The sequence below is a fragment of the Azospirillum lipoferum 4B genome (assembly GCF_000283655.1).
Lineage (GTDB): Bacteria > Pseudomonadota > Alphaproteobacteria > Azospirillales > Azospirillaceae > Azospirillum > Azospirillum lipoferum_C.
This window is the reverse complement of sequence record NC_016622.1, coordinates 1,573,720-1,593,892: the sequence shown is the minus strand read 5'-3', so window position 1 is coordinate 1,593,892 and position 20,173 is coordinate 1,573,720. Positions and strand designations below refer to the sequence as shown.

Annotated in this window: 19 protein-coding genes; 13 read left to right on the top strand and 6 right to left on the bottom strand. The window is 68.0% G+C overall.

Going from position 1 to position 20,173, the window contains the following annotated elements:
* Positions 1-41: 41 nt before the first annotated feature.
* Genes rplI through rpsF form a run of 4 tightly spaced genes read right to left on the bottom strand, consistent with a single transcriptional unit; the run spans position 42 to position 2,324 of the window.
* Positions 42-605, bottom strand: a complete 564-nt coding sequence (gene rplI, locus AZOLI_RS07365) for a 50S ribosomal protein L9 (protein WP_014247976.1) — start codon at positions 603-605, stop codon at positions 42-44.
* The gene (locus tag AZOLI_RS07360; RefSeq protein ID WP_014247975.1) at positions 605-1,564 is read right to left on the bottom strand and encodes a DUF2232 domain-containing protein; all 960 of its coding nucleotides are present in this window, start codon (positions 1,562-1,564) and stop codon (positions 605-607) included. The genes rplI and AZOLI_RS07360 overlap by 1 nt, the downstream gene beginning before the upstream one ends.
* Positions 1,565-1,613: 49 nt before the next feature.
* Complete coding sequence (gene rpsR, locus AZOLI_RS07355) at positions 1,614-1,883, bottom strand: 30S ribosomal protein S18 (protein WP_012974291.1); 270 nt, start codon at positions 1,881-1,883, stop codon at positions 1,614-1,616.
* Positions 1,884-2,324: a 30S ribosomal protein S6 gene (rpsF, locus tag AZOLI_RS07350; RefSeq protein ID WP_014247974.1), complete on the bottom strand. Its 441-nt coding sequence runs from the start codon at positions 2,322-2,324 to the stop codon at positions 1,884-1,886. It lies immediately after the preceding gene.
* Between the two features lie 300 nt (positions 2,325-2,624).
* Between rpsF and AZOLI_RS07345 the strand changes: the two genes are divergently transcribed.
* The 7 genes from AZOLI_RS07345 to AZOLI_RS07315 all read left to right on the top strand — a co-directional run bounded on the left by AZOLI_RS07345 (position 2,625) and on the right by AZOLI_RS07315 (position 9,023).
* Positions 2,625-3,731, top strand: coding sequence for an acyltransferase family protein (locus tag AZOLI_RS07345; protein WP_244442553.1), 1,107 nt, complete (start codon positions 2,625-2,627; stop codon positions 3,729-3,731).
* A gap of 281 nt (positions 3,732-4,012) precedes the next feature.
* Positions 4,013-4,954, top strand: coding sequence for an ACP S-malonyltransferase (gene fabD / locus AZOLI_RS07340; RefSeq protein WP_014247972.1), 942 nt, complete (start codon positions 4,013-4,015; stop codon positions 4,952-4,954).
* 39 nt (positions 4,955-4,993) lie between these two features.
* Entirely contained in the window at positions 4,994-5,731 is a 738-nt protein-coding gene (gene fabG, locus AZOLI_RS07335; RefSeq protein WP_014247971.1) for a 3-oxoacyl-[acyl-carrier-protein] reductase, read from the top strand.
* Between the two features lie 188 nt (positions 5,732-5,919).
* Positions 5,920-6,159 carry an acyl carrier protein gene (locus tag AZOLI_RS07330; protein WP_014247969.1) on the top strand — a complete coding sequence of 80 codons (240 nt, stop codon included), beginning with the start codon at positions 5,920-5,922 and terminating at the stop codon, positions 6,157-6,159.
* Positions 6,160-6,286: 127 nt separating this feature from the next.
* Entirely contained in the window at positions 6,287-7,549 is a 1,263-nt protein-coding gene (gene fabF / locus AZOLI_RS07325; RefSeq protein ID WP_014247968.1) for a beta-ketoacyl-ACP synthase II, read from the top strand.
* Positions 7,550-7,598: 49 nt separating this feature from the next.
* The gene (gene mltG / locus AZOLI_RS07320; protein ID WP_014247967.1) at positions 7,599-8,606 is read left to right on the top strand and encodes an endolytic transglycosylase MltG; all 1,008 of its coding nucleotides are present in this window, start codon (positions 7,599-7,601) and stop codon (positions 8,604-8,606) included.
* 114 nt (positions 8,607-8,720) lie between these two features.
* The gene (locus tag AZOLI_RS07315) at positions 8,721-9,023 is read left to right on the top strand and encodes a DUF2934 domain-containing protein (protein WP_014247966.1); all 303 of its coding nucleotides are present in this window, start codon (positions 8,721-8,723) and stop codon (positions 9,021-9,023) included.
* A 27-nt stretch (positions 9,024-9,050) separates the two neighbouring features.
* On the opposite strand, the gene AZOLI_RS07310 is transcribed toward AZOLI_RS07315, so the two are convergent.
* Together AZOLI_RS07310 and AZOLI_RS07305 are read right to left on the bottom strand one after the other, a co-directional pair.
* Positions 9,051-9,290, bottom strand: coding sequence for a hypothetical protein (locus AZOLI_RS07310; protein WP_014247965.1), 240 nt, complete (start codon positions 9,288-9,290; stop codon positions 9,051-9,053).
* A gap of 246 nt (positions 9,291-9,536) precedes the next feature.
* Positions 9,537-11,531: a methyl-accepting chemotaxis protein gene (locus tag AZOLI_RS07305; RefSeq protein WP_014247964.1), complete on the bottom strand. Its 1,995-nt coding sequence runs from the start codon at positions 11,529-11,531 to the stop codon at positions 9,537-9,539.
* A 214-nt stretch (positions 11,532-11,745) separates the two neighbouring features.
* Here AZOLI_RS07305 and AZOLI_RS07300 point away from each other — a divergent pair, with 214 nt between their 5' ends.
* The 6 genes from AZOLI_RS07300 to AZOLI_RS07275 are packed head-to-tail and all read left to right on the top strand — an operon-like array spanning position 11,746 to position 19,832.
* Complete coding sequence (locus AZOLI_RS07300; protein ID WP_014247963.1) at positions 11,746-12,957, top strand: methyl-accepting chemotaxis protein; 1,212 nt, start codon at positions 11,746-11,748, stop codon at positions 12,955-12,957.
* A complete protein-coding gene (locus AZOLI_RS07295) occupies positions 12,954-13,853 on the top strand; it encodes a CheR family methyltransferase (protein WP_014247962.1) in 900 nt (299 codons plus the stop codon). The genes AZOLI_RS07300 and AZOLI_RS07295 overlap by 4 nt, the downstream gene beginning before the upstream one ends.
* Positions 13,850-15,268, top strand: coding sequence for a chemotaxis protein CheW (locus tag AZOLI_RS07290; protein WP_014247961.1), 1,419 nt, complete (start codon positions 13,850-13,852; stop codon positions 15,266-15,268). The genes AZOLI_RS07295 and AZOLI_RS07290 overlap by 4 nt, the downstream gene beginning before the upstream one ends.
* Positions 15,265-16,332 carry a chemotaxis-specific protein-glutamate methyltransferase CheB gene (cheB, locus tag AZOLI_RS07285; RefSeq protein WP_014247960.1) on the top strand — a complete coding sequence of 356 codons (1,068 nt, stop codon included), beginning with the start codon at positions 15,265-15,267 and terminating at the stop codon, positions 16,330-16,332. Before AZOLI_RS07290 ends, cheB begins: the two co-directional genes overlap by 4 nt.
* Positions 16,333-16,388: 56 nt before the next feature.
* Entirely contained in the window at positions 16,389-16,811 is a 423-nt protein-coding gene (locus tag AZOLI_RS07280; RefSeq protein ID WP_014247959.1) for a response regulator, read from the top strand.
* Positions 16,812-16,844: 33 nt separating this feature from the next.
* Positions 16,845-19,832 carry a chemotaxis protein CheA gene (locus AZOLI_RS07275; protein WP_014247958.1) on the top strand — a complete coding sequence of 996 codons (2,988 nt, stop codon included), beginning with the start codon at positions 16,845-16,847 and terminating at the stop codon, positions 19,830-19,832.
* Positions 19,833-20,173 lie beyond the last annotated feature (341 nt).

Below are 20,173 nucleotides of genomic sequence, written 5' to 3'. Positions count from 1 at the left end.
CTCCCGGACACAGGTCCGGCCAGACATTGGCAGAAGGGCGATCAGCCCTCCTCTTCCTCGGTCGCGGTCTCTTCGACGTAGGTCTCTTCTTCCTCGTCCTCGTCGCGCAGGTCGGCGGCGGTGATCATGCCACCGCGCTGGGCCTGCAGCTCGGCCTCTTCGGCCGAACGGGCGACGTTGACCGTGACCGTGATCGACACTTCCGGATGCAGGACGACGCGCAGCTTGAACAGACCCAGGGTCTTGATCGGGGTATCGATCTGGACCTGCTTGCGGTCGGTCTTATAGCCGGCGGCGGTCAGCGCGTCGGAAACGTCGCGGGTGGTCACAGAGCCGTACAGGACGCCGGTCTCGGCGGCCTGACGGATCACGACGACCGTCACGTTGTCCATCTTGGTCGCGACATGCTCGGCGTCCTTGCGGCGCTCGAGGTTCACGGCCTCAAGGTGGGCCTTCTGCTTCTCGAAGACGGCCAGGTTCGCCTTGGTGGCGCGCATGGCCTTCCGCTGCGGCAGCAGATAGTTGCGGGCGAAGCCGGGACGCACATTGACGACCTGGCCCATCTGGCCGAGCTTCTCGACCCGCTCCAGCAGAATAACTTCCATCACTCGTCCTCCTGACCGGGGGCCGCGGGGGAAAACCGGCGGCGCAGCCCGATCCATTGCTCGATCATGCCCAGGCCGACCAAAAGCAGGATCGGCCACCCGAAGAGAAACAGCATCATGTAGAAGCCAACGAGGATCAGCGTGCGGGCCGACCGGCTGCTGGCGAATACATGAACCACCGAAAGCCCGGCGAAGGCGAAAGGAACCGCCAGGATCAGCGCCAGATTGACCGCCAGGAACCCGAGGGTTCCCGGCACGACCGAAGCCGCCGCGACCGACACCGCGAAAAGCGGCGCCAGCCAGTTTGGCAACTCCAGCTCGGCCAGACGCATGGCAGGGCGCCGGTTGCGGCCGAACCGCATCAGCGCCCCCTGCGCCAGCACCGCGTTGACGATCATCATGACAAGCCATGAGACCGCAACCAGTCCCGGCAGGACGGCCGCCACCCAGAATGCCTCGGGATCCGGAGCCTGCTGGCCCTGCATGCGAAACGCCGGCTCGACGACTCGAGCCAGTGTCTGCCGCATCAGCCCTTCCAGCCCACCGGGCTGACCGAGCGTCAGGATCACCGCGGCGAGCAGCGCCGCCACGCCCATCCCGGTTAGGCCCATCAGGACCCGGCCGGGCGGATACCATTCCAGGGTTCCATCCTCTCGTGAGCGTGCCAGAAGCGACTGCCGCACCACCAGGATCGCCGGGGCGGCCCCGGTCACCAGGTAGGACAGCGCCACCAGCATGCTGCCGGAGGTGCCCAGCAACACCGCGGCGGCGCCGGCCAGGCCGGCCATCGTCGCCGCGGGCGCCCCCAGCCACAGTCCCGTGAGGAACAGGGGCAGGGGGGCCAGATAGCCCAGGATCAGCGCTCCCATCCCGCCGAACATCACGGACAGGTAGAAGAACGCACTTATCAGGCCGCCGCCGACGGCGACCACCAGCGGACCGGCCGGACCCAAGGCCATGGAAACCCCTTGACTGCCTTCACCGAAACCCTTCGGCCCTTTGCCGGGCTTACTTCACCACGTAGGGGAGAAGGGCCAGGAAACGGGCGCGCTTGATGGCGCGGGCCAGTTCACGCTGCTTCTTCGTCGAGACCGCGGTGATGCGGCTCGGGACGATCTTCCCGCGCTCGGAGATGAAGCGGGACAGCAGCTTGACGTCCTTGTAGTCGATCGCCGGAGCGTTCGCACCCGAGAACGGGCAGGTCTTGCGGCGACGGAAGAACGGGCGGCGGGCGCCGCCGGTGCGGGCGGGAGCGCCCGTGGTCTGCTTGTCGGACATTTACGCGGTCTCCCCTTCGGCGGCGGCAACGTTTTCCTGGCGACGCGGCGGACGCGGGCCACGGTCGTCGAAGCGACGCGGACCACGGTCGCCACGGTCGCCGCGCTCGCTACGCTCGTTGCGGCTCTGCATCATCGCCGACGGGTTGGCATCGAGGGCGTCGACACGCACGGTCATGAAGCGCAGCACGTCTTCGCTGATGCTCATGTTCCGCTCCATCTCGGCAACGGCGGCGGCCGGCGCGTCGATGTTGAAGAGGGTGTAGTGACCCTTGCGGTTCTTCTTGATCTTGTAGGTGAGGGTCTTCAGACCCCAGTATTCGCTCTTGGCGATCGTGCCGCCGTTGTCGCGGACGATCTGGGCGAACTGCTCAGAGAGTTGCTCGGCCTGGGCGGCCGAAATGTCCTGGCGCGCGATCAGCACGCACTCGTAAAGTGCCATTGCACTCCCCATGGCTGTTCATGGTCCGGCGCTGCGCCCCATCCCTCATGGATCGGATCAGCCGCCCGGGCCTAGCCGACGGCGGACCGCCGGCAAGGAGTTATGAAGCGGCGCAGTATGCACAGGCCGGCGGTGGTAGCAAGCGGAAATCCGGCCGCTCGCGCTGCCACCTTCGGGAAAACCATCCCCTTTCCAGGGAACCGGCCGGATGAGCCCGGGCGCGCCGCTCCGGCCGTGCGCTGGGTAAGCCCGGTGCAACGGTGGATATCGCCGGGGATAGCTTCAGCGCATTTGACCGAAGTGCAATCGACCTGCGCAGGCGCCATGTTCCGCAAGCCGCTCAAGGCGGAGCTTGCGGTTGGGTCCATCCGGGCCTGCCGACCCGCCTCCGGCGATGTCAGCCCGGTGCCCGGAGTAGCCATGCGCAGGAATCTATTGCCGTATCATGTGGTGGAGTTGAGGGGGCTGGCCTGCATCCTGCTGGTCGCCTACCATGTGGTCGGCACCCCGGGGGCGGGCATGCAGGTGGCGGATGGTTCCATCTACCGGTACGCCACCGACAGCTTCGAGCTGATTCGCATGCCGCTCTTCACCTTCATTTCCGGGCTCGTCTATGCCGTGAATCCGGCCCGGGTCGAGCTGCTGACGACCTTCTTCCTCAAGAAGCTGCGCCGGCTGGGCTTCCCGTTCCTGGTGGTGTCCGCTCTCTTCTATTTCCTTCAGACCCACGCACCCGGAGCCAACGGGACACTCGTCCCCGATTCGATGTGGCGGATCTATGTCTTCCCCTATGCCCATTTCTGGTACCTGCAGGCGCTGTTCCTGATCTTCTCCGTGGTGGCGTTGCTCGACGCGGCGCATTTGATGGACCGGCCGGGCCGATTTGCGCTCGCGATGGCAGTCGCGGTTGCCGCCTGTCTGACCGTGCATTTCGACTCGAATATCTTGTCGGTGAACGAAGCCTGCTTCCTGTTGCCGCATTTCCTGCTGGGGGTGGGGGTGACCCGCTTCCGCGCGATGGTGCCGGGCACGATGTTGCCGGGTACCGCCGGAACGGCGCTGGGGTTGGGCATCGCCCTGCATCAGGCCTCGCTCTGGGGGTATTTGCCCCATTTCGGCTGGAACAGCGGCGTCGCGCTGCTGTGCGGCATGGGCGGAGCCGTGACCCTTCTCCATGCGATGCCGTCCAGCCGCGTTTTCCGCATGGTGGGAGCGTCCTCCTACGCGATCTATCTGCATCACGCGATGTTCGCCGCAGGGACCCGCGTGCTGCTGCACCGCATGGATGCCGGGGACGGCGTGATCTTCTGCGTTGCGCTGATCTCGGGGCTGGTCGGGCCGATGGTGCTGGAGGCGCTGGCGCGGTTGAGGCCCTGGACCCGTGTGGTGCTGGTCGGCAAGGCGTGATCGCCGGCCTCCCGTTCCGCCCTTGATGCCTCGTTGATTTGTCCGCTTTGTTTGCAGCGCAGGATACAGCCCAAGACCCGGCGCACAACGCCCGCGAACATCCCCGTTCTCCGGGAGGTTTTTCGTGGGCGTTCTCCCTTAATATGTGGCGTTTTATCGCGCCGTTGGCGCTTTGGTCATCGCGCGTCGCTTGACTTGCTAAAAAGTGAGGGTATGACTGTCGCCCAATCCATGGTGCCGCCGCAGGGGCGGGGCGCTTTCATCCAGGGTTACACCGAAGCATGACCAGGGCGTTCGTCTTTCCGGGGCAAGGCAGCCAGGCCGTCGGCATGGGCCGCGAACTCGCCGAGGCGTTCGAAGTCGCTCGTCTCACCTTTGAAGAGGTGGACGATGCGCTGAACCAGCGGCTGTCGCGCCTGATGGCTGAAGGCCCCGAGGCCGACCTGACCTTGACCGAGAATGCGCAGCCGGCCCTGATGGCGGTCAGCGTCGCGGTGATGCGGGTTCTGGCGAGCGAGGGCGGGGTCGACCTGTCCAAGCATGCCGCGTTCGTCGCCGGCCACTCGCTGGGCGAATATTCCGCGCTCTGCGCCGCCGGGGCCTTCACGCTGGCCGACACCGCGCGCCTGCTGAAGCTGCGCGGTCAGGCGATGCAGAAGGCCGTGCCGGTCGGCAAGGGCGCCATGGCTGCCCTGCTGGGCGCCGATCTGGAGCAGGCGCAGGCGATCGCCGCCGACGCCGCCCAGGGCGAGGTGTGCAGCATCGCCAACGACAATTCGGTCGGGCAGGTGGTGATCTCCGGCAGTGCCGAGGCCATCGACCGCGCCATCGTGCTGGCAGCGGAACGCGGGCTGAAGCGCTCGGTCCGGCTGCCTGTGTCGGCTCCCTTCCATTGCTCGCTGATGCAGCCTGCCGCCGATGCGATGGCGGAGGCTCTGGCGAACGTCACCATTTCGGCCCCGGTCGTTCCGGTCATCGCCAACGTCACGGCGTCGGCCGTGTCGGACCCCAACGCCATCCGCCGTCTGCTGGTGGAACAGGTGACGGGCATGGTCCGCTGGCGCGAATGCGTTCTCTCCATGAAGGAGCAGGGCGTCGAGCGGCTTGTTGAAGTCGGGTCGGGCAAGGTGCTGGCCGGACTGACCAAGCGCATCGACAAGGACCTTGCGGCGGTGTCGGTCGGCACGCCGGCCGATGTCGAGTCGTTCCTGAAGACCCTGTGACCAACAGTCTCCTGATACATCAGCCTCGTGAGGCCATCCATGTTTGACCTGACCGGCAAGTCGGCCCTCGTCACCGGCGCGTCCGGCGGCATCGGCGCATCGATCGCCCGTGCCCTGCACGCCCAGGGCGCCGCCGTCGCCCTGTCCGGCACCCGTGTCGCCCCGCTGGAAGCACTGGCGGCCGAACTGGGCGAGCGTGCCTTCGTCGTGCCCGGAAACCTCTCCGAGGCGGCGGCGACCGAGCAGCTGTTCAAGGACGCCGAGGCGGCGCTGGGGAAGATCGACATTCTCGTCAACAACGCCGGCCTGACCCGCGACCAGATCGCGATGCGGCTGAAGGACGAGGACTGGCAGTCGGTGATCGACGTGAACCTGACGGCGGCCTTCCGCCTGTCGCGGGCCGCCATGCGCGGCATGATGAAGCGCCGCTGGGGCCGCATCGTCAACATCACGTCGGTCGTCGGCGTCACCGGCAATCCGGGCCAGGCCAACTACGCCGCGTCGAAGGCAGGCCTGATCGGCATGTCCAAGTCGCTGGCGGCCGAACTGGCCTCGCGCAGCATCACCGTCAACTGCGTCGCGCCGGGCTTCATCGCCACGGCCATGACCGACGCCCTGAACGACGAGCAGAAGCAGAAGCTGCTCCCCGTCATCCCGGCCGGCCGCATGGGCCAGCCGGAAGAGATCGCCGCCGGGGTCGTGTACCTCGCGAGCGAGGAGGCCGCCTACGTCACCGGCCAGACGCTGCATATCAACGGCGGCATGGCCATGATCTGATGAGGATCCGACGGGGCGGTATCGCCACGTGTGAAGAACGGCGCCAACCAGGAACCCTCGCGGGTGCTGGTCAAGGCTGCTGAAATGTGTTATCGGACGGGGCTTTTCGCGGCAGGACGGCACGTTCTTCGCGTGTTGCTCCGACCGGATTATCCCGAGCGGATTCAAGGATTGGAAGGTCTTAAAAGATGAGCGACATCGCCGAGCGCGTGAAGAAGATCGTTGTGGACCACCTGGGTGTCGAGGAGTCGAAGGTGGTGGAGAACGCCTCCTTCATCGACGATCTGGGCGCTGACAGCCTCGACACCGTCGAGCTGGTCATGGCCTTCGAGGAAGAGTTCGGTGTCGAGATCCCGGACGACGCCGCGGAGAAGATCCTGTCGGTGAAGGACGCCATCGACTTCATCAAGGCCAACGCCGCCGCCTGATCGGGCCGCGGGCATTGAGCCCCCGAGGGCCAGGCAAACCGTACCTGCTTCATCCGCAACGCGGGGCCTGGCCGTCGACGACTCGTTCGTCGACATTATTTTCGAGGAAAGGTCAAGGAAGAGCCTCATGAGACGTGTCGTCGTCACCGGCCTCGGTATGGTCACGCCGCTCGGCGTCGGCCACACGCTGAACTGGGAGCGGCTGATTTCCGGAACTTCGGGAATCCGCGGCATCACGGGGTTCGATGCTTCGGACCTAGCCTCCAGAGTCGCCGGGCAGCTCCCGCGCGGAACAGGGGAGGGCGAGTTCAACGCCGACTCCTTCGTTTCGCCGAAGGATCAGCGCAAGATGGATGACTTCATCATCTTCGCCATTGCCGCGGCACAGGAAGCAATCAAGGATTCCGGCTGGGCTCCCCAGACCGATGAGGAACGTGAACGGACCGGCGTCATGGTCGGCTCCGGCATCGGCGGCCTTCCGGGCATCGCCGATGGCGCCGTGACCATGAATGAAAAGGGGCCGCGCCGCCTGTCGCCCTTCTTCATCCCGGCCTGCCTGATCAATCTGGCCTCCGGCCACATTTCGATCCAGCATGGCTTCAAGGGCCCCAACCACGCGGTCGTCACCGCCTGCTCGACCGGCGCGCACGCCATCGGCGACGCCGCCCGCCTGATCATGTGGGACGACGCCGATGTCATGGTCGCCGGCGGTACGGAGGCGGCGGTCAGCCGTCTCGGTGTCGGCGGCTTCGCCGCCATGCGCGCGCTGTCCACTAACTTCAACGACACGCCCGAAAAGGCCTCGCGGCCCTACGACAAGGATCGTGACGGCTTCGTCATCGGTGAGGGTGCCGGTGTCGTGGTGCTGGAAGAGTTGGAGCACGCGAAGAAGCGCGGCGCCACCATCTATGCCGAAGTCGTCGGCTACGGCATGTCGGGCGATGCCCACCACATCTCCGCTCCGGCGGAGGACGGCAACGGCGGTTTCCGCGCCATGAAGGCTGCGCTGAAGCGTGCCGGGATGAACCCGTCCGACATCGATTACGTCAACGCCCACGGCACCTCGACACCGCTGGGTGACGAGATCGAGCTCGGCGCTGTGAAGCGTCTGTTCGGCGATGCCATGGACAATCTGGCGATGTCGTCCACCAAGTCGGCCATCGGCCATCTGTTGGGCGCCGCCGGTGCGGTCGAGGCGATCTATTCGATCAAGGCGATCAACCACGGCATCGTTCCGCCCACGCTGAATCTCGAGAATCCCTCGGAAAGCTGCCTGGGCGTGAATCTGGTGCCGAAGGTGGCGCAGGAACGCCGTGTCCGTGCTGCTCTGTCGAACTCCTTCGGGTTCGGCGGCACCAATGCGTCGTTGGTGTTCAAGGAATTCGCGTAAGCCAAGGCCTTCACCGGCGTTGCGATTTTCTGCCTTCATGAGGTGAGCGATGGGCTGGGGTCTCCGACTATTCGCGGGGACGTTGGCCCTCGCGGCCGCTGCAGCGGGCGGGGTAGGCGTCTGGGGGGTCCAGCGCTACACCTCACCCGGACCGCTTGAGCAGGCCGAGACCGTCGTCATTCCCCGCGGCAGTGGCTTGGAGGCTATTGCCATCACGTTGGGCGATTCCGGCGTAATCGGATCTCCTCTGGTTTTTGCCGCAGCAGCCAAGCTGACTGGAACCTTCCGCGAGTTGAAGGCCGGCGAGTACCAGTTCCCGGCCGGAATCAGCATCGAAGGCGTATTGGAGCAAATGCGCCAGGGCCGCACCGTGGTGCGCCGCATCACCGTTCCCGAAGGGTTGACCTCCGCCCAGGTGGTGGCGCTTCTGGAGCGCGAGACGGTGCTGACCGGCGAGATCGCGAAGCCGCCGAAGGAAGGCTCCATCCTGCCGGAGACCTACCATTTTGCCTATGGTGACAGCCGTCCCGCATTGCTCGAGCGCATGCAGACTGCGATGACGCAGGCCTTGGCGGAAGCGTGGAGGAACCGGGAGCCGAACCTTCCCTATGAGACCCCCCAGCAGGCGCTGACGCTGGCCTCCATCGTCGAGAAGGAGACCGGCGTTGCGGCGGAACGGCCGAGGGTAGCGGGCGTTTTCGTCAACCGGCTCGAATCCGGCATGAAGCTGCAGTCCGATCCCACCGTGATCTACGCCTTGACCCATGGCAGCGGTGACCTTGGTCGGACACTGACCCGCAATGACTGGAAGCTCGAGTCGCCCTACAACACCTATCAGATCACCGGCCTGCCGCCGGGCCCGATCGCCAACCCGGGGAAGGCGTCGCTTCAGGCGGTGATGAAGCCGGAACGGCACGAGTTCCTGTATTTCGTTGCCGACGGGACCGGCGGACATGTCTTCGCCAAGTCGTTGCCGGATCACAATCGCAATGTCGCCAAGTGGCGAGAGTTCCAGCAGAACCGGCAGTCGGAGCCCGGCGAAACGTCATCGGAATGACGGCCGATGGCTGAGGCGGAGTGCCGGTAACCATTCGCTTGGTTGCGCGTACCCCACAATTTCGGCAGACTTTGCAGTGCAGCAAACCTGATCACCATTCCCTGGGGAGATGTGATGACCGTGGATGTCGAGCAGCGCGTCCGTGACCGCGCCTATGCGATCTGGCTGGACGAGGGCTGTCCGGAAGGGCGTGACGCCGAGCACTGGTTTCGGGCCGAACGTGCGATCCTGGCGGAAACGGCGGTGGTTCCAGACCGCTCTCCGGTCGTGGCGGTCGTGAAGGCGCCGCGCAAGACCACCAACGCCAAGCCGAAGGCGGTCAAGACCACCGAACCGACCGGTGTCGCGCCGGAAGCTGTGGCAGGCGAGCCGCCCAAGACGCGCAAGCCACGGACCCGCAAGACGGAATCGGCCTGATTGGTCATCGCCATTGCTGGCGCGGCATCATGCAGCGTTGGAGGCCTGCGGCAACTGTAGATTCGAGACGACCATGACCCCGGCGGTCGTGCCGTAGGATTTGCGGGCGGCGCGCAGCCCTTCCAGCGCTTCCAGCAGGCTTTCTTCGGCGAAGCCCGGGGCCAGTCCGGCCAGTTCCCGCTCCGTCAGGGCGATGAAGGCGTCCAGAAGGCGCGCGTGGATGCGGCTGGCCATGCGGACTTCATCGGCGACCATCTGTGCGGGCATGGATAGCTCCCTCGGTATCGTGTGGGTCTAATGTTCGAGTGGGTGTCTTCTCGGGACCGAGCGTTCCCGCGTGTGGATTAAGCGTGGAATAGGGTTAAAAGAACTTTAAATGCCATATATCTCTGTCGTGGGATTAAGAATTACCACTTCGGATATTGGTGCAGTGGACCGCTATCGGATGGATTTGCTCCGGCTGTCAGCCGTGGCATCTGTGTGGCGTGAAACAACCCTGGCAATAGCCGTGCTTCAGCTGCTCTGGAAACGCGAGACCTGACGCCGCGTCTCGTCGGCCAGCCGGGAGAGATGGACCATGGTCGCGGCGATCTCCTCCGACGCGGCGGCGTTTTTGGAGGCGACGGTTCGAACGCTTTCAACCGACCGTTCGATCTCACGCACCGATGCCTGCTGCTCCTCCATCGCCACGGCGACCGACTGGAAGGCACCGTCGATGCGGTCCACCCGGTCGGCCAGCCCATCCATGCGGCGACGGGCCTGTTCGGTGACGGCCTTGCCTTCTTCCGCCAGAGCGGCGGCGGCTTCGATGATCTCGGCGATCTGGCGGGCGCTCTCCACCGCATTGTCGGCGAGCTTGCCAACCTCTTCGGCGACCACTTCGAAGCCCTTGCCCTGCTCGCCGGCGCGGGCGGCCTCGATGGAAGCGTTGACCGACAGGATGTTGGTCTTCACCGCGATCTGGGTGATCGCTTCTGTGATGCGGCCGATGCGGCGGCTGTTCTCTGCGATGGTCTGAGACACGCGCAGCAGGCGCGCCATGTCCTCCCGGCCGCGGTCGGCGAAATCGGCGGCGTCCTTCACCATGTCGGAGGCGTCGCGCGTGCTGTCGGTGACGTGGGCGATGGCGCGGGCCGATTGGCCGACCGCGGTCGCCACATGGTCGAGGTCGTCGGTCTGCTCCGATGCGCCGTCGGAGACCTGGGCGATGGCCGTGCTCGCCTGGCCCGCCGCGACGGCCACCTGTGTCGCCTGCTCCCCGATGGCGCGGAAGGCGACGCCGGTCTCCTGCAGCAGCGCCACCATTTCGCCATAGGCGCCCTGGAAAACCGGGGGATGCCCCGTCGCGGCCTCATCCACCTGCTTGCCGGACAACCGATGCATTTCCCCATGCAGCCCGTGCAGAACCTGGATGACGGTGGCGACGGCGCGACCGATGGAGCCCAACTCGTCGCGGCGGCCGGTGTTGGGCACCGCGACCGTCAGGTCGCCTTCGGAAAGTCGCTGGACCGCTGCCGTCGTGGCAGCGATGGGGCCGGTCAGGCTGCGGGCGATCAGCATCGACAGCACCGCGCCGACCGCCAGCGCGCCCAGTGCGCCGCTCCACAGAAGCAGCACGGCACGCGACCGGCCGGCCTCCCGTTCCGCGGTCTGGGTCTGGACCAATTGCGCGACCTGATCGCTGACGGATGCGGCTGCTTCGCGCATCGCCGCGCGGGCTGCGCTGCGTCGGACCACGATGTCGGCGACCAGCAGGAATTCCGTTTCCACCCCCATCACGGCGGCAGTCAGCTTCGCCGCTTCGCGCAGGATTTCGGGGGCACTGGACGCCTTCTGGACGTCGCCGACGATGGTCAGCAGCCGGTCGATGGCGGCGTTCGGTGAATTGCGGCCGGACCCGCCCTGCTCGATCAGATACTGCTGGACGTCCAGCAAGGCGCTGCGGGTTTCCTGGATCAGCCGGCCGGCGATGGTGGACAGCAGGGCGGAGGACTCCAAAGCCCGCAGAGCGGCTCCGTCGCCGGGATCGGCCTTCAGCCGTGCCAGCGCGTCGGCATAGTGCGCCGACTGCTCTTGCGTCAGCGTCTGCGCCACCACCAGCAGGGCCGCCGTCTGCTTGCGGAGCTTCGCCAGGCTGGCGAAGCGCTCGACCTCCAGCTGGACCACCTCGTCGAAGGACTTCCGGTAGGCCGCCAGCTTCGCCAGCACGTCCTGCAGCACGTCGGGGGCGACGGCATGGCCGGGCTGGGCCAGCAGGGCCTCCGCTTCAGCCTTCAGCTGCTCGGTCAGCTGGCGCACCCGCCGGCTGGCGGACGGATCGACGTCGATCAGATAGCGGGCCTCCTCCTGCCTTGCGCTGAGCAGCAGCGTGTCGAGGCGGGAGGTGCGGGCGGCGATCTCCACCTGTGTGGCGTAAGTGTTCAGGCCGCTCCATCCGGCGACGGCGACGGCAAGGGTCAGCAGCAGGACGGCGGCGAAACCCAGGGCGATTCGGGTGGCGATCGACATGCCGGTGGAGGTCCATTCAGGGCCGCGTGGCGGCGGAGCCGGGTTGAGCGGGCAACAGGACGGGAGACCGCAACCGCGTCATGCGGCGTCCGTCATCACCCGCCGGAATCACCTTGCTTCGGTTGGGGTGCATCCGGCAAGTCATAAGGGGGCGTGCGTCGTCCGCGAGTTGTCGCGGAGCGCCCGTGGTCGATTGTGAGGAGCCGTCATCGCCATGTCCTTTCCGGCCAGCCTGCGAGTTCTTCCCCGGTTCGGCATTGCCGTCCTGTTGCCTTCCGCTACGGCGCTCCTGCCCCTTCTGCTGCCCCGTCTGATCCCGGACATCGCGCTGCAATCCCTGTGGCTGGCGACGGGCGGAGCGCTGGCCCTGGCGCTGACTATCGCGCTCATGCTGGCGCTCGACCTGTCGGACGCGCTGGCCCGGCTTCAGGATGCCGCCGTTCGGCTTGCCGACGGCACGGCGGATGATGCTTCCGCACCGCTCCTCCGCAGGGACGAGACGGGCGCGGTCGCTGCGGCGCTGGCCCGCACCCTGTCGGCTCAGGAGGCGCTGCATGCCGCCCTTCGCCGCCTGACCCACGAGCCGGACGATGGCGATAGGCACCTGCCGGCGATGCCCGGCCGGTATGCCGAAATGGCGGCCCTGGTGGAGGATGCCCGCAACTCCTTCCTGCGTATCGGCCAGCAGGCGGCCCAGGTCGCCGTCGCTGCGGGCCAGGCCAGCACCGCGGTGTCGCAGGTCGCCGACGGCGCTTCCATCCAGACCGAGGATCTCGACAGGGTGGTGAACGCCGTCGGCCGGTCCGTCCGTGCCATTGCGGAGGTGACCGACAGCACACGCGCTGCCTCCGACATGGTGCGCGTCACCGCCGGATTCGCCGACAAGGGCAAGCTGGAGATGGCACGGCTCGTCCGGGTGTCGCAGACCATCGGCGACAACAGCCGCCGCATCGGCCGCATCACCGAGGCGATCACTCAGATCGCGGTGAAGACCAACATCCTGTCGGTCAACGCCTCCATCGAGGCCGCCCGCGCCGGCGAGCAGGGCAAGGGGTTCGAGGTCGTCGCCGAGGAAGTCGGCAAGCTCGCCGACAATGCCGTGGAGAGCGCCCGCCAGATCGCCGAGATCGTCGAGGCCGCCGCGGCGATGGCGGAGGAGGGGATGGCCGCCACCGCGGAGGTCGTGCAGATGATGGACGGCATCGCCGAGCGCGTCGCCCAGATCGACCGAATGGTGCAATCGGTCGCCGCCGCCATGGCCCATCAGCAGGACCACATCGTCGAGATCGAATCGAACGTCGGCAACATACGCACCGTTGCGTCGAAGAATGCCGCCGCGTCGGAGGAGATCACCGCGACCATGGTCCACCTCTCCCGGCTGGCCGACGACACGCGGCGGCTGGCCGAACGCTTCCGGGCGCCGTGAGCGAGGGCGGGACCCCTCTCGGCCCGCTCGACGCCCTGGCGCGGCGGCTGCTGGACGATGTCCGGCGCAAGGCGGGCATCCGCCACGACCGCCCGCTGGAACGCAAGCTGGCGCGCATCCTTGCGGCGATGCCCTTGCCGGTGCTGGAGGAGTGGGTGGGGCAGATCGAGCGGGCGCCGGCCGACAGCCCGGACTGGCTCAGCCTGATCGAGAACCTGACGATCCACGAGACCTATTTCTTCCGCGACCTGCCGCACCACGCCCATCTGCGTGGGCACCTGCTTCCCCGGCTGATCGCCGACCGCCGCGCCGCGCGGACCCTGCGGCTGTGGAGCGCCGGCTGTGCCACCGGGGAGGAGGCCTACAGCCTCGCCATCGTGACGCTGGAGGCGCTGGCCGACGCCGGTGAGGCCCGCCGGACCGGCCATGGCCTGGAAACCGATTGGGACGTGCAGGTGCTGGGGACCGATCTCAGCCGCATCGCCGTGCGGCAAGCTGCCAACGCCTGCTATGGTGGGGAAGGGTTGGGGCCGTTCCGCGAGATGCCGGATGGTTATGACGGTTGGTTCGTCCCGCTGGGGAGCGAGGCGCCGCTGCACCGCCGGGTGCGTGCCGATGCCCGCCGGATCGTCCACTTCGTCCGCCACAACCTGATGGATGCGGATTTGCCGGATGGGGCGCCGGAGGGCGGCTTCGACCTCGTGTCCTGCCGCAACGTGATGATCTATTTCGACGACGACAGCCGTGACTGCGCGCTGGACCTGCTGACGGCTGCGGTGGCGCCGGGCGGCTGGCTGGTGCTGGGCACCACCGACCGCCTGGGAGAAGACGGCCGGTTCGAGCGTCACCGCGGCGACCGCGCGCTCGCCTACCGGCGGCGGGAGGCTGCGCCATGACGGCCCATGGCTTCCTGAGCTTCGACATCGCCGGCACTCCCTTTGCCGTTCCGTCCGACCGGGTGGAGGAGGTTGCCGAATCGACCCGCGCCACCCGGTTGCCCTTCGCCCCGCCGCAGGTGGAAGGGCTGGCGACCGTCGGCGGGCGCATCCTGCCGGTGCTGGACATCGCCGGCTATCCGTCGCTCGGGCTGGCTTGGAGCGGCGGCCGGCGGGGCGGCCTGCTGATCGTGCTGCGTGCCGGGGCCGGGCTGCTGGCCCTGCGCACCGGCCGGATCGGCGGCACACTGCCGGCGGAGCGGGTGACGCTCGCCGAGGCGGAGCCGGAGGATTGCGGGACGCCGGTTGCCGGACGCCTGCGCCATGGCGACCGCTCGCTGCGCCTGCTCGACCCGGATCGGATGGAACTGGGGCGCGGCGCCGTCCATGCCGGGCTGTTCGATGCCGACGCGCTGACCGGGGCCGCCGCCGAGCCACCCGACCAGTCGCGAGAGCGGGCAAGCATCCGCCTGCTGATGGTGGAACTCGCCGGGCGGCCGCAGGCGTTGGACATGGCCGACCTCCTGCTGGTCTTCCCATTGGCCGACCTGCGCCCTCTGCCCAATGCGCCGGCCGTCGTGCGCGGTGTGGCGCCGGTGCAGAAGCGGTCCGTGCTGGTCACCGATCCACTGGGGGTGGGCGACCGTACCGGCGGCTATGTCGCCGTGCTGCGGACCAGCCGTGGCCCCGTTGGCGTGCGGATGGACGGCGTGCGCGGGGTGGTCCGCGTGCCGTTGGACCGGGTGCGCGCTGGCGAGGCCGGTGCACCGGCACAGGTGGTGGATTACGATGGAACTTGGCTCGACGTGAAGAGCGGGGCGCACATGCTGGGCGATCATCTCGACGACATCGGTGGCTTCATACCCGAGGGAGGCGACCCGGACGACGATCTGTCCGAAAGCCGTCTGCCGCGCCGCTTCTACCGCCGCTTCCTGACCTTTGTGGTGGAGGCGCGGGTCTACGCCCTGGAATTCGAGCAGGTGCGCCGCGTCGTGGAACCCTCCGACCGCCTTCGTCTGCCGCAGGGGGCGGAGAATTTCGACGGATTGACCGACGTGGACGGCCGCATTCTGCCGGTGCTCGATCTGCGGCGGTTGTTGTCGCGGGGGACGGTCGGCGCCGCGCCCGATACGCCCGGGATCGCCATCCTGGTGGAGATCGACGGCGGAACCGTGGCGGTGATCGCCGACGAGCTCCAGCGCATCCGCAAGATCGCCGCGGAGGACGTCGATCCGCTGTCCGACCGCCTGACCGCCGCGGTCATCCGTCTGGACCATGCATTGATCCCGGTGCTGCGGCCGGAGGGGCTGACCGCCGCCTCTTCCGCCATTCCCTCCGCAACCAGGGCCCTTCCGGCCGGGACCGCAGCGCCATGACCGATCCGCGCATCCGTCTGCTGGTGGTCGACGACAGCAACTTCGTCCGCATCGCGCTCCGCAAGATGCTGGAACCGGCCTCGGACATCGAGATCGTCGGCGAGGCCCGCAACGGTGCCGAGGCATTGCGCCTGTCGCGCAAGCTGAAACCGCATGTCGTCGCCATGGACCTGAACATGCCGATCATGGACGGCATCGAATCGGTGCAGGCCATTGCGGCGGAGAAGGGGCCGCCCTGCATCATGGTCTCCAACGAGACCTCCGAGGGAGCGGCCGCCACCATCCGGGCGCTGGAGACCGGTGCGGTGGATTTCGTCTGCAAGAACAGCTCCTTCATCACATTCGACATGGCGTCCATCGAACGCCAGCTGACCGAGAAGGTTCGCCACTGGGGCCGCTGGCGCATGGCTCTGACCGGGGAGACCGTCCGCACCCCGTCGCCGACGCCCGCGGTGGAGCCGGCGGTGGCTCCGCGCCCCGTGGCTCGCGGTCATCGCCCGGACCTGATCGTGGTGGGCGTCTCCACCGGCGGACCGGTTGCGCTGGCGGAACTGCTGGGCACGCTGGGGCCGCTGCACTGTCCGCTGGTGGTGGCGCAGCATATGCCGGCCAGCTTCACCGCGGGATTCGCCGCCTCGCTCGCCCGGTCGCTCGGCCGGCCGGTGGTGGAGGGCGGTGACGGTGCGGTGCTCGATCCAGGCACCGTGACCATCCTGCGCGGCGGCGGCGACTGGATCGTGCGCCGTCTGCCTTCCGGCCGATTCTCCCTGCATGCGGCGGACCCTGCCGGGACCATCTACCATCCCTCCGCCGACCGGCTGTTCCGCAGCGCAGCGGAGGCGGCGGAGTCGCCTGTCGCCGTCGTGCTGACCGGCATGGGCGAAGACGGCAGCACCGGCGCCGCCGCCTTCGCCGAGCGGCGCCTCAGCGTCCTGGTCCAGGATCCGGCGACCTGCGCCGTCGACGGCATGCCGAAGGCGGCGATCCGCGCCGGTGTCGCCACGGAGGTGTTGCCGGTCGCGGCAATCGCCCGCAAGCTGAATGCCCTCTTCTCACTCGCCTGACCACGACACCCGACCTGAACGCCGTTTGGCACTGCAAGCATAGGAAACTGTAACCGATGGCGAAGCCGACGATCCTGCTGGTCGATGACTCGGTGCTGATGCGCACCATCATCGGCGACATCGTGCGCGCGGACGACGAGCTGTCCCTCGTCGGCGCGGCCGAAAACGGCAAGGTGGCCCTGGAGATGGTCAAGAGCCTGAAGCCGGACATCGTCCTGCTCGACATCGAAATGCCGGAGATGTCGGGGCTGGAGGTGATGGAGCATCTGTCGCTGATGTCGCGCGCCAAGGTGATCATCATCTCCTCCGTCGCCCAGGTCGGCTCGCCCGAGGCGACCGAGGCCCGCGCGTTGGGAGCGGTGGAGATCATCGCCAAGCCGTCCGGCACCATGAGCCTCGACCTCGCTCACAAGAAGGGCCACGACATCGTCGCCGCCATCCGCCGCGCCGCCGGCCTTCCCCCGCCCGTGAAGCCCTGATCCCCGGCTCGACGCCCCCTTGCGCGGTGACCCATGAGCAGCGAACTGATCGAGACCCTGTGGCGGCAGTTCGGCGTCGAGGCCGGCGAGCATTTCGACCTGCTGGAAAAGCTGCTCTCCGCCACGCCCGGTGACGGGCCGGACACCGAGCGGATCGCCGCCCTGTTCCGCTCCTTCCACTCGCTGAAAGGGGCGGCCCGAGCCATGGACCTCTTCGCCATGGAGGCGGTTGCCCACCGGGCGGAGACGATTCTCGGCCGCGTGCGCACCGGCGCGCTGCCCCTGACGGAGGAGGTCGCCGCCCCGCTTTTGGAAGCGCTGGATGCGTTGCGCGGTCTGGCGGAGTCCGGCATCCGCGACCGCCGGGACGGGCAGGCGCCGGCCGACCTGCTGGCACGGCTCGACGCGCTGGGCAGCGAGACCTCGGCGGTGAAGCCGGGACCGGCATCGCCGCCGCCCCCACCGGTGCGGCTGCATGAAAACGAGCGCATGCTCGGTCTCTTCGTCGGGCTGCTGCATGACGGCATGGCGACGCTGACCCGTGCGCTCGACCTCGACAGCTTGGATGAGGAGGGGCTCCGCACCGTCGACGATACCGCCGACCGGTTGGAGTTGGCCTGCGAGCGGCTGAACTTCCTTCCCTTCGCCGACACGCTGCGCCGCTTCCGCGAAGCGCTGGCTGCGCGCGATGCCGACGCGATCCTGCGCGAGCTTCAGGGCGTCGCCACCGCCAGCGCCCGCATCGGCCGGCTGACCGGCAAGGACGCCGGGGCAACGATCCTGGCGACGCTGCTGGCCGACCACAATGCCCAGATCCTCGCCCAGGGCAGCGCCCGCTCCGATGCGCTGCTGTCCGATCCGGCGGCACTGGCCAATGGAGGCGCTGCCGGAGAGTTGGCGGGCCTGCTCGACCGGATGGCGTCAACGTTGGACATCGTTCGTCTTCCCCGCGGCTCCGCCCTGTTGCGGGTTCTGGCGGATGTGATGCGCCGGGCACCCGCCGCCGGTCATGCCGACTGGCCCATCCTGCTGGCCGACGCCCGCAGCGCGCTGGCCGATCTGGCGGAGCGGGCCTCCCGCGACCCGGCCGAGGATCTCGACGCCGATGGTGCCGCGACGCTGGAAGGGCGCCTGCGTGCCTTCGTCGATGCCGTCTCCGCCGAAATGGAGGCCGGGGAGGCGCGTCGCCCGCTGAGCGCGGATGAACTGTCCGCCCTCGGGCTCGACCCCGGCCTGCTGCGTTTCCTGTCTCCGGACAGCACCGCCGACCTGCGCGCCGCCATCGCCGACCCGTCCGTCCGCCTCTATGAGGTCACCGCCTTCCTGGAGACCTCGGCGGAGGTGGCGTCCGGCTTCGTCCAATGGATGGGCAGCAAGGTACGGGCGATCACCAACTGGCCGGAATTCATCGACGGCAAGACCTGGCTGCGCGTGCTGATCGCCTCGCCGCAGGAACTTTCCGCGCTGGCCGACGCGCTGGCCGGCATCGATCCCGGTGGCGGGTTCCTGCGCATCCGGTCCTGCACCCCCTCCGAACTGACCGCGGCGAGCGAGGAGGGAACCGCCGCCGGGACCGTCGAAGAACCGGCAAGCCCAGCCCTCCCGGCACTCACTCCCCCCGCCGCTGCCGCGACGATGGCCGTCCCTGCTCCCGGCATTCTGCCGGCCATGCCCGCCGCTCCCGCCCGGCCGGCCGCAGCCCCCGGCGGCGGCGTGTTGCGCGTGCCGGGGGAGGTGGTCGACCGCTTCATGGCGCGCATCGACGGCATGGTCCTGCTGTCCGGCGACCTCAACGCCACGGCGAACGACCTGCGGCTCGAAAAGGCGCTGGCGGCTGTGGCCGAGCGGCTGGGCGCCGGCGATCCCGATCTGCGTGCCCTGCAGGAAGCCGTGGAGCATCACCGCCGCGATCTGCACGACCTCGACACCCAGCTCAGCCGCTCCGTCGACCGGCTGCGGGAGGCGGCGCTCGACCTGCGCGTCGTGCCCATCGAAACCCTGTTCAACCAGTTCCCCCGCGTCGTGCGCGAACTGGCGCGCATCCAGGGCAAGTCGGTGCGCTTCGTCATGGAGGGCGGCGAGGTGCGCATCGACAAGAGCATGGTGGAAACGCTCTACGACCCGTTGATGCACATGGTCCGCAACGCCATCGACCACGGCATCGAGACCCCGGCCGACCGCGAGGCCGCAGGCAAGCCGGCCCAGGCGACGCTTTGCCTCCGCGCCATCCAGCGCAACAGCCGGGTGGTGGTGGAGATCGCCGACGACGGTCGCGGCATCGCCACTGAAGCAGTGCGTGCCAAGGCGGTTCGCCAGGGGTTGATCGGTGAGGAGGACAGCCTGCGGCTCTCGCCCGAGGCCGTGCGCGAGTTCATCTTCGCCCCCGGCTTCTCCACCGCCGACACGGTGACGGAAACCTCGGGCCGCGGTGTCGGCATGGACGTGGTGCGCAACGCCATCACCCGGCTGGGCGGCAGCATCGCCATCCGCACGCGGGAGGGGGCGGGCACAGCCTTCGCCATCGACCTGCCGCTGTCGGCCGCGATCCTGCGCACCTTGCTGGTCCAGGTGGACGATCAGGTGTTGGCGGTCCCCGACCGCTTCGTCGAGGAGGTCTGCGGCTTCACCGCCGACGACTTCCACCTCGTGTCCGGCTGCTGGACCGTGATGCGGCGCAAACGGGTGCTGCCCGTGGTCCGGCTGGCCGACGCGCTGGGTTTCCCCGCCGAAGGCGAATGGCCGCCGGTCGGCTCCGGCCAGCGGCTTGTCGTCGTGCTCCGCCACGGCAACCGCCGCATCGGGCTGGAGATCGACAGGCTGCTGCGCCGGGGCGACCTGTTCGTCCGCGAAAGCCACCCCGGTCTTGCCGATGTGCCCGGGGTCGGCGGCGTCTCCCTTCTGAACGACGGCCGCATCGTCATCATCCTGGACGGCGACGAACTCTACCGTCTGGCCGCCGCGGCCCAGCGGCGGGAGGCGGCCACAGCAGCGCTTCACCCCAGCATGAACGCCGTTTCATGACGCGAATTTCATGGTCGGGTCAGGTTCGGTACAGGGCGGCCGGGCTAATGTCCTTCTTGTGACGCGGTCGGGCCAGCCCCCCTGAAACACCGGCCAGTCACGATAGAGCGTCTTCTCATCTGGTGTCTCTTCCCGATGGTCCCCTGCCATCGGACATGACCGGCCGGTTCTCCCGTTTGCCCCCGGACGGTACCTATCGGCGGAGCGCGTCCATGGCCATTTCCCCGGCCGACGTTGCCCCCCACCACAGGCCCCCGGCCATCGGTGCGCTCCGCCGTTCCTTCTTTCCCCGCCCGCCTTTTCTCGGATCGCCTCCAGCGGCCTTGACGCCACGCCGTCCA

Bases quoted from the DNA above. Each gene is read 5' to 3' on its own strand.
- AZOLI_RS07315 (WP_014247966.1), top strand. From the start codon at position 8,721: ATGACCGTGGATGTCGAGCAGCGCGTCCGTGACCGCGCCTATGCGATC.
- AZOLI_RS07275 (WP_014247958.1), top strand. From the start codon at position 16,845: ATGAGCAGCGAACTGATCGAGACCCTGTGGCGGCAGTTCGGCGTCGAG.
- rpsF (WP_014247974.1), bottom strand. From the start codon at position 2,324: ATGGCACTTTACGAGTGCGTGCTGATCGCGCGCCAGGACATTTCGGCC.
- mltG (WP_014247967.1), top strand. From the start codon at position 7,599: ATGGGCTGGGGTCTCCGACTATTCGCGGGGACGTTGGCCCTCGCGGCC.
- fabG (WP_014247971.1), top strand. From the start codon at position 4,994: ATGTTTGACCTGACCGGCAAGTCGGCCCTCGTCACCGGCGCGTCCGGC.
- AZOLI_RS07310 (WP_014247965.1), bottom strand. From the start codon at position 9,290: ATGCCCGCACAGATGGTCGCCGATGAAGTCCGCATGGCCAGCCGCATC.
- AZOLI_RS07330 (WP_014247969.1), top strand. From the start codon at position 5,920: ATGAGCGACATCGCCGAGCGCGTGAAGAAGATCGTTGTGGACCACCTG.
- rplI (WP_014247976.1), bottom strand. From the start codon at position 605: ATGGAAGTTATTCTGCTGGAGCGGGTCGAGAAGCTCGGCCAGATGGGC.
- AZOLI_RS07300 (WP_014247963.1), top strand. From the start codon at position 11,746: ATGTCCTTTCCGGCCAGCCTGCGAGTTCTTCCCCGGTTCGGCATTGCC.
- rpsR (WP_012974291.1), bottom strand. From the start codon at position 1,883: ATGTCCGACAAGCAGACCACGGGCGCTCCCGCCCGCACCGGCGGCGCC.
- AZOLI_RS07290 (WP_014247961.1), top strand. From the start codon at position 13,850: ATGACGGCCCATGGCTTCCTGAGCTTCGACATCGCCGGCACTCCCTTT.
- AZOLI_RS07280 (WP_014247959.1), top strand. From the start codon at position 16,389: ATGGCGAAGCCGACGATCCTGCTGGTCGATGACTCGGTGCTGATGCGC.
- fabF (WP_014247968.1), top strand. From the start codon at position 6,287: ATGAGACGTGTCGTCGTCACCGGCCTCGGTATGGTCACGCCGCTCGGC.
- AZOLI_RS07360 (WP_014247975.1), bottom strand. From the start codon at position 1,564: ATGGCCTTGGGTCCGGCCGGTCCGCTGGTGGTCGCCGTCGGCGGCGGC.
- AZOLI_RS07305 (WP_014247964.1), bottom strand. From the start codon at position 11,531: ATGTCGATCGCCACCCGAATCGCCCTGGGTTTCGCCGCCGTCCTGCTG.
- fabD (WP_014247972.1), top strand. From the start codon at position 4,013: ATGACCAGGGCGTTCGTCTTTCCGGGGCAAGGCAGCCAGGCCGTCGGC.
- cheB (WP_014247960.1), top strand. From the start codon at position 15,265: ATGACCGATCCGCGCATCCGTCTGCTGGTGGTCGACGACAGCAACTTC.